We start from the raw sequence: 8,107 nt of genomic DNA, 5'->3' as shown, positions 1-8,107 counted from the left end.
GAAGACCTTGATGGGAAAAAGTACATCGATTTCATTTCTGGCATTGCCTGTAACGTATTAGGGCACGCCGACCAAGGATTCGTCGATTTTATTACCAAGCAAGCGGGCAATCTGATCCATGTGTCCAACCTTTTCTGGAATGAAAATGGGGTAAAACTAGCCGAAAAATTAAGCCAAGTTTCAAATCTGGACAAGACTTTCTTCGCCAATTCAGGGACTGAAGCCAATGAAGCAGCTATTAAACTGGCCCGTAAATGGGGGATTGAAAGCAAGGGGCCGGATGCCTTTGAAATTATTTCCATGAACCAATCTTTCCACGGCCGGACCTTGGCCAGCTTAACAGCAACCGGCCAAGAAGACATGCACACCGCCTTTAAACCCTTGCCAGTCGGCTTTAAATATGTGGCATTTAACGACGTTGACGCTATAAAAAAGGCTGTTAACAAGAATACGTGTGCCATTTTGCTTGAGGTCATCCAAGGAGAAGGTGGGGTCAATGCCATTACGCCTGAATTCGTGTCTGCTATCAACACACTGCAAAAACAAAAGGATGTCCTAGTGATTGTAGATGAGATTCAAACAGGAATTGGCCGGACAGGAACCATGTTCGCCTTCCAACAAACGACTTTAAATCCAGATATCATCACCCTAGCAAAAGGGTTAGGTGGGGGCTTACCAATTGGGGCTGTAGTGGCAAAGGACCAAGTGTCCGACCACTTTAAACCAGGTGACCACGGCACTACATTTGGTGGCAATCCATTAGCTACAGCAGCGGGCAACTACATCTTGTCAGCCATTGAAGACCAACAACTTTTGAAAAATGTGAAAGTTATATCTGCTTATATCAAGGATCAATTACAATCTTGGCAATCCCCACTAGTAGAAGAAATTCGTGGTCAAGGGTTTCTGATTGGGTTGAAAGTCACTAAGCCAGTAGCCCAAGTGGTTGCGGCGGCGGCAGACCAAGGTTTGCTAGTGACTTCAGCTAAGGATAACGTCATCCGTTTACTTCCCCCATTAAATGTCACAAAAGATGTGGTAGATCAAGCTTTAGCAAAGTTGAAAACATCTCTTGAGCGTGAATAAGGCCAGCAGATACCTATAAGAATGTCCTTCTAAATGATATTTAATAGGTTGACTTACCCTCAAAATCCTGGTAAATTGCTTTTATAACATAACAATTTCAAAGAAAGGTCAGGTATTAAGTCCAATGAAGTTATAATCCTACTTTATTTAAAATAGTGAGCGAGAAAAAACACTGACGTTAGTGTTTGTTTAACCTGGGCTATTTTGGTAGGATGAAAAAACTTTGGACGGATACTAGGACCTTTCTTTTTGTGTGCATTTTTAACATTGGAGAAAGTTTATCGGAATATGCAAGCGGGCCTATATCTAGGGTATACAATAGACCTAGATTTGGTTGGCATCGTCATTCTTCAAGTATTCATGTTCAATATTTGTCCTACTACAGAACAATCTAGTAGGGCATTTTTTGTGCCCAAAATAATAAAGGAGGTACATACATGTTACTAATTACACACTTAACCATGACGCAAGCTAGCACTCTATTCACCGTGATTGACGACTTATCATTTGTGGTAAACCCTGGTGATAAGGTCGCAATCATTGGCGAAGAGGGCAACGGGAAATCATCGATTCTAAAATATATTGTCGGGGATGAAAGCATTCAATCTTATCTTGAAATTACCGGGCAAATGGCCAATCATTTTACCAAGTTGGCTTATTTACCTCAAGCTATGGCAAATGAGGACCTAGCAAAGTCATTGGAAAATTATTTTTTCAGGGGTCGGGATCACGCAGATATGGATTATCAATTGCTCTATCAACTGGGTAACCAGCTGGATTTTGATGTGGACCGGATTTATGACCAGCAGTTAGTGGGGGACCTGTCTGGGGGTGAGCGGATCAAGTTACAGTTGATTGACTTGTTGATGGATGAGCCGGATTTGTTGTTGATGGATGAACCGTCTAATGACCTAGATGTCAAAACCAGTCTCTGGCTTGAAAAATTTATTCAGCAGAGTGACTTGGCTATGATTTATATTTCCCATGACGAGTTGTTGCTTAAACGAACCGCCTCCCATATCCTGCATGTAGAAAGATTGACCAACAAGTCGACTGCCCGGTCAACCTTTGTAAAGGACAGCTACGAAAATTACCTGACCCACCGTGACCAAGAGATGTCCAATCAGGAGAATTTAGCCAACAAGCAGCGGGAAGAAGACCAAAACCGGATGGCGAAGTTTAACCGCGTGCACGATTCAGTAGACCACCAATTGAACAATACCAAGGATTCTACTGCAGGGCGACTTCTTGCCAAAAAGATGAAAGCTGTCCAATCTATGAACAAGCGATTTGAACGCGAACGGGCCAAATTTGTGGACCATCCGATTAAAGAAGCGCCCATTCATATTGAATTTTCAAACGTGAATCCTTTAGGCAAGAGCCAAGTGGTAGTGCACTTAAACGACGGTCAAGTAACCATTGATGACCGCATTTTAGCCGACAAGCTGCAATTGACTGCTAAAGGCCAAGATAAGATCGGCATTATTGGCCCTAATGGTATTGGCAAAACGACTTTTCTTCGTCAACTTTGGCATGATTTAAAAGATGCTAAAGGCCTTCAAGTGGGCTACATGCCCCAACAATACAGCGAGGAAATTCCTGATGACCAAACCCCTATCGAATTTATGACGACCACCGGGGACAAGGAAGAAAGAACACAAATCATGACTTATTTGGGTAGTCTCCGCTTTTTACCTGAAGAAATGGACCAACCAATAGCTTACTTATCCGGTGGGCAAAAGGGAAAACTCATCTTAGCTAGTTTGGACCTCAAAGGCTATAATGTCTTACTCTTAGATGAACCGACTAGGAATTTCTCAGCTTCCTCTCAACAAGAAATCCGTACGGTTTTCAATGATTATCCCGGCGCTATCATCACCGTTTCCCACGACCGACAGTTTTTAAAATCAGTGTGTGACACAGTGTATGAATTAAGTTCTGACGGGTTTAAAATCGTTGACCATGTCAATCAATGGTAAGAAATGAAAATGTAGTGAAAACTTTCATGGTATAATGGAAGGGCAACCGGATGCTGGCTGATATAAAAAAGGCAGGTCCGGTATTTTTTGGAGGAAACTACATGCATTCATTTTTTAGACAAACATTATTATTAAAACCCTCGCCAAATGATCATTTAGAACGGGTATTAGTCGCTGGTTTTTGTACCTTGATTGTCAATTTAACCGGTTATTTATTGGGTATGCCTGGGATTAATGCCACATCTAGCTTAGGCTTATTTACTTTTTTACATTTTCAATCTTTTGAAGGTAGTCGGACCATTAAACGGATGGTTTTTGTGGCCATGACCTTGATGGTGTCTTATACAGTCGGCTTAATCATCGGACAAATCCCTTTAATTGCCCCTATAGCTATTGGGTTGGTAGCCTTTTTTGCTAGATTGATCTACCGAATTTACCGGATTGATAAGCCAGGAGACATCTTCGTTATTCTAGTGATGGCAGCAGCAGCTACACGAGATATACCACTCAATCAAATGCCTGTGCAATTGCTTGAATTTGCCTACGGGATTGTGATTTCCCTAATCATGGCCTTTCTATTAGTGAAATACCTGCATTTACCTAAACAAACCTTCACCTTCACCTTCCATTTCAAGGAGGCTATTCGACAAGATCCACGGATGGTGGTTGATTCTTTCTATTATGCAAGCGTCTTATTCTTCGCGTCTTATTTGAATATTGTGCTCGATCTGAGTCCTTATTCATGGATTATCGTGTCTTGTTCAGCCATCCTACAAGGAAACACTCTGGAAATTATTTTAAATAGAAGCTTCCAAAGGGTTTTCGGGACCATCGCCGGACTGGCAACAGCTGCTTTAATCATTATTATCCCAATCCCGCATATTTTACGGATTGGTGCAGTCGTTATTTTATACGTATTGGCAGAGTACTTTATCCCGCGCAATTATTCAATGGGGATTTTCTTCGTGACCAATATGGTCTTGATTCAATTAACCTTCCAGAATCCAAATCTTGGCTTTGACTATCTTAGCTACCGATTTGAAGGTATTGTCATTGGAACCCTGATTGGTTCATTGGCCGCTTACTTGCAATATCATCTATACAGATTTTACAGTCAGTCTATCATTCAATATAGGACCTATGATTATAAAGAGAAGATGGCCGAAGAGGTTAATCACCACGATCATCATCTATTTAATTAGTCTCCTACCCTGAGGATTGTCCTTTTTCCGGATAATATTCAGGGTATTTTTGTACTTTATTCTATTTAAATTAGGGAATAAAGTCATTACCATTGACGGGAATACCAAAACTTTCAAACTCACAGACTTTTCGAACTATATTAAATAAGTCTATCTGATAACACTTAATCAATAAGGTCAAAAATTTGAATAGATGGCTATAGGATAAAGGCGCAAGAACTTGTTGGCTGGGAGGCTGACCAAGCTCTTACGTCTTTGTTCATTGTTGGCGATGAATTAGTATTCAATATTCAATTGGTATAACCAAGCTTTTAATGTTGCTACACTGTCTAAGAAACCTTGTTTTTGGTTTTCGCCAGGTACAAATTCAATGAGGTAATGATGTTTGTTTTGGGATTCTTTTTCAATGGTTCGGATGTACTGTAACCACTCATCTTGTCCGTCAGCTAATGGATAACGGTTGTAGAAGTCCTGCCAATGAAAGACGTGAACGTTAGTAATCCACGGTGCTAAATTCGGTAAGCTTTCGATCCGTTCTTCAACCGTTAGTGACTCTGCCGGTTGCCAATATAAGTAGGCATTAGGCGCAGTAATCTCTTGCATGAGTTGTTGGGCAGATGCTGGTGTATCGGTTAGGGTGTCCATATGGTATTCCAAGGCGATAGACAGGTTGGCTTCGGCTGCCATTTTGCCGATACGGTTCGCATCTTCAATAATGTCTTGGAGGTATTCACCATCCACGTCCGCAGATCCTTCTTCCCCGGCCCAAACGCGAATGATTGACGCATCAACTATTTGCGCGATTTGGATGAAGGGCTCGAAATCATCGAATGACCCAAGGTTGTAGTAGGTCCCGTAGGATGAAGTGGTTAAACCAGCTTCTTGCATTAATTGAGCGACTTTCTCGGCTTGTGCGATATCATTTTTGGGCAGGTGGTTATCGCTACCCCATTCAATAGCTTGAATGCCGGCTTCCTTGGCTAAATCGATGATGTAGTCGACGGAATCGTCTCTAAAGGTGACTGAACATAATCCAATCATGTAAAAACCTCCTATGTAGTTTGCTTTTACTTAGATAAATGTTTAAAATGAAGAGTTTTCTTGGGTCAGGAATTCTGCTTCTTCAGCGGTAGTTTTGCGACCTAGCACCTCATTGCGGTGTGGATATCGGCCGAACTTGTCGATGATATTCTTGTGTAACTTTTCGTAGTATAAATTATTCTCGTTGCCAATTTCTTGAAAAATGGTTAGCGCCCATTTGTGGACGGTTTTAGATTCAGAATGCATAAATGGCATAACTGCGAAGATTTTTTCTTGCTCGTTAAATAAGTCATTAAAAGCTGGATGGTGATACAATTCTTGTGACAGGGCAAGAGCCATTTTATCTTGGGAAAATGACTTGGCAGATCCACGCCAGAGATTGCGGGAAAATTGGTCTAAGACAATAATTTCAGCCAAGCGTCCATAAGGATCATCGCGCCATTGCCAAAGTTCATTATTAGCAGCCGCTGTCCAAGTATCTAGAAACTGGTAGCGGATTGTGGCATCAAAATTATCATCTTTTGCGAACAACAAGTCTGCATTTTCAGCTGCAAACCAGAAATCTAGCACTTGTTGTAGGTTTTTAATAGCCATAAAATACCTCCGTTCATATTAACTACAGTCATTTGTGATTTTTGGAACCATCGCGTAGCTGTTAAATATTCATTATTAGTATATAATAAAAAGTATAATCAATCACAGAAAACACATTATATAGGAAGAAACAATTCAAATATATCTTGTGGCAGATTGGCTCAATAGAAAAGAGTTATTGATAAAGTGCTTGGGTACCCGATTGATATCCGCGAGCACCTCTATTGTGCTAAAGGATTGTGAATAAAAATAAAAAACTTCCAAGTCCTTATTATTAAATGAAAAGTCGACATTGGAAGTTCTTTGGTGAAACGACCGTTTATCTGTCTCATAAAATTTCTTGTAAAGTAAAAATTATCTTGTTATTTTACGAGGCAAATCCCTAAAAAATACCTGAATCTTTGTTATAATTGTTCTGTATTGAAAACGAGTGGAGAAGATAAATTATGAATGTAAATCACTTATCAGACCGACTAGCATCGGTCGCATCTTTTGTGAAAGATGGCGCGCGGCTGGCAGATATTGGGTCAGACCACGCTTACTTACCGGTTAATTTGGCTAGTCAAGATAAAATCACTAGTGCAATTGCTGGTGAAGTTGTGGCAGGACCTTTTCAGTCTGCCCAGCAAGAAATTGCTCGACAGGAATTAGGGCATATGGTTGAAGCGCGACTTGGAGACGGTTTAGCGGTTATTGAACCATCAGACCAAATTGACACCATTACCATTTGCGGTATGGGCGGCGCTTTAATCGTGGATATTCTAGCTCAAGGGTTAATTGACGGTAAATTAGCGACTAATCCGCGTCTTATTCTGCAACCAAATGTGGCAGAAGACAAGGTGCGTCAATGGTTAAACACCCATTCTTATGAGATCGTTGATGAAGCGATGATTGCTGAAAATGGTAAGTTTTATGAAGTGATTGTAGCGGATTACCGAGATAACCTACAACAAGAATTGACCAGTGACGATATTTTATTCGGCTTATTCAACAAAGAGAAATATGCAGCTATTTTCCAGGAAAAATGGCAATTAGAATTGAAACGGACAAACTATATATTAGACCAACTAGAACAAGCTAGTAACCGCGATGAAAGCAAGATTGCCCGTTACCAAGAATTGAAGGCAGCGATACAAGCACAATTAGCTTAAGGAGGCATTGATTTGTCACTCACAATTAAAGACTTTATCCAGCAGTTCCAAACTTTTGCACCAGAATATTATGCGGTTGAAGGGGACCCAACTGGTTTACATTTTGGTCGTCTCGACCAAGATATTCACAAGATTTTGGTGACCTTAGATATTCGCCCCGAAGTGGTTGAAGAGGCTAAGAAAATTGGAGCGGATTTCATTTTTGCCCACCATCCACCCATTTTTAAACCGGTGAAACGCCTAACGGAGGATGATCCGCAACAAGCGATGTATGCGGAAATTATTCGCTCAGGTATTGGGGTATACGCGGCTCATACCAATTTGGATGCTGCGCCAGCTGGGATGAATGCCTGGCTTTCTGATTTATACGAGGTTGAAAACTTAGAAGTTTTGCGAGCACATACGACAGATGAAGCGACAGGACAAGCTGTCGGAATTGGACGTATTGGTGATTTAGCTGAACCGATGACACTTGAAGCTTTCGGTGAATTTGTGAAAGTAAAAACGGGCGTCAATGCCTTAAGAATGGTCGTTGCTGATAAAGATAGACCTGTTAAACGGGTGGCTATTCTAGGAGGTGACGGGGGTTCTTACTTCATGGATGCACTGGCTAAGGGTGCGGACACCTTTATCACAGGTGACGTTTACTACCATACCGGTCACGATATGATTGCGGCGGGCTTGAACGTGATCGACCCAGGTCACCATTTTGAAGCAATCGTAAAATCTAAAATGACAGACAAGTTTAAGCAATGGAACGATGAAAATAACTGGCAGGTTGATGTAGTTGCTAGCCAGTTAAATACGGATCCATTTACATTTATATAGGAGGAAATACTGAATGACTTACCAAATTAAAGACCAAGAATTATTAAACCGTTTTGTGACTTATGCAAAAGAGAATACGCGCTCAAACGAGGCGAATGTGGACCAAGTGCCTTCATCACCAAACCAAGTAGCATTCGCTAAGAAATTAGCTGAAGAATTAACGACTTTAGGTTTTTCAGATGTCTTCTACAATGAGAAAGACTCATTTGTCACAGCAACAATTCCA

The 8,107-nt window shown here is 41.1% G+C and carries 7 protein-coding genes and 1 pseudogene; 6 read left to right on the top strand and 2 right to left on the bottom strand.

Annotation, left to right across the window (positions count from 1 at the left end; translation table 11 throughout):
* The 3 genes from ACRCJ0_RS07245 to ACRCJ0_RS07235 all read left to right on the top strand — a co-directional run.
* The coding region (locus ACRCJ0_RS07245; RefSeq protein WP_431390041.1) for an acetylornithine/succinylornithine family transaminase at positions 1–1,086 on the top strand (1,086 nt) is incomplete at its 5' end.
* Between the two features lie 437 nt (positions 1,087–1,523).
* Positions 1,524–3,065 (top strand): ATP-binding cassette domain-containing protein, encoded by a 1,542-nt coding sequence (locus ACRCJ0_RS07240; RefSeq protein ID WP_431390040.1) that lies wholly within the window; start codon positions 1,524–1,526, stop codon positions 3,063–3,065.
* Between the two features lie 101 nt (positions 3,066–3,166).
* Positions 3,167–4,267: an FUSC family protein gene (locus ACRCJ0_RS07235; protein ID WP_431390039.1), complete on the top strand. Its 1,101-nt coding sequence runs from the start codon at positions 3,167–3,169 to the stop codon at positions 4,265–4,267.
* Between the two features lie 276 nt (positions 4,268–4,543).
* On the opposite strand, the gene ACRCJ0_RS07230 is transcribed toward ACRCJ0_RS07235, so the two are convergent.
* Both ACRCJ0_RS07230 and ACRCJ0_RS07225 read right to left on the bottom strand, forming a co-directional pair.
* On the bottom strand, positions 4,544–5,308 hold the full coding sequence (locus ACRCJ0_RS07230; RefSeq protein ID WP_431390038.1) for a sugar phosphate isomerase/epimerase family protein: 765 nt from the start codon (positions 5,306–5,308) through the stop codon (positions 4,544–4,546).
* A gap of 42 nt (positions 5,309–5,350) precedes the next feature.
* Positions 5,351–5,902 carry a DUF924 family protein gene (locus tag ACRCJ0_RS07225; RefSeq protein ID WP_431390037.1) on the bottom strand — a complete coding sequence of 184 codons (552 nt, stop codon included), beginning with the start codon at positions 5,900–5,902 and terminating at the stop codon, positions 5,351–5,353.
* Between the two features lie 446 nt (positions 5,903–6,348).
* On the opposite strand from ACRCJ0_RS07225, the gene ACRCJ0_RS07220 reads away from it, so the two are divergent.
* From ACRCJ0_RS07220 to ACRCJ0_RS07210, 3 genes and pseudogenes are all read left to right on the top strand, one after another.
* Complete coding sequence (locus ACRCJ0_RS07220) at positions 6,349–7,053, top strand: tRNA (adenine(22)-N(1))-methyltransferase (RefSeq protein ID WP_431390036.1); 705 nt, start codon at positions 6,349–6,351, stop codon at positions 7,051–7,053.
* A gap of 12 nt (positions 7,054–7,065) precedes the next feature.
* Positions 7,066–7,881 carry a Nif3-like dinuclear metal center hexameric protein gene (locus ACRCJ0_RS07215; protein WP_431390035.1) on the top strand — a complete coding sequence of 272 codons (816 nt, stop codon included), beginning with the start codon at positions 7,066–7,068 and terminating at the stop codon, positions 7,879–7,881.
* A 13-nt stretch (positions 7,882–7,894) separates the two neighbouring features.
* A pseudogene (locus tag ACRCJ0_RS07210) lies at positions 7,895–8,107 on the top strand (peptidase T); the annotation flags it as partial.

This window comes from Aerococcus sp. L_32 (assembly GCF_050689315.1).
Note: the sequence above shows the minus strand (reverse complement) of the source record. Positions and strands in the feature narration are given on the sequence as shown.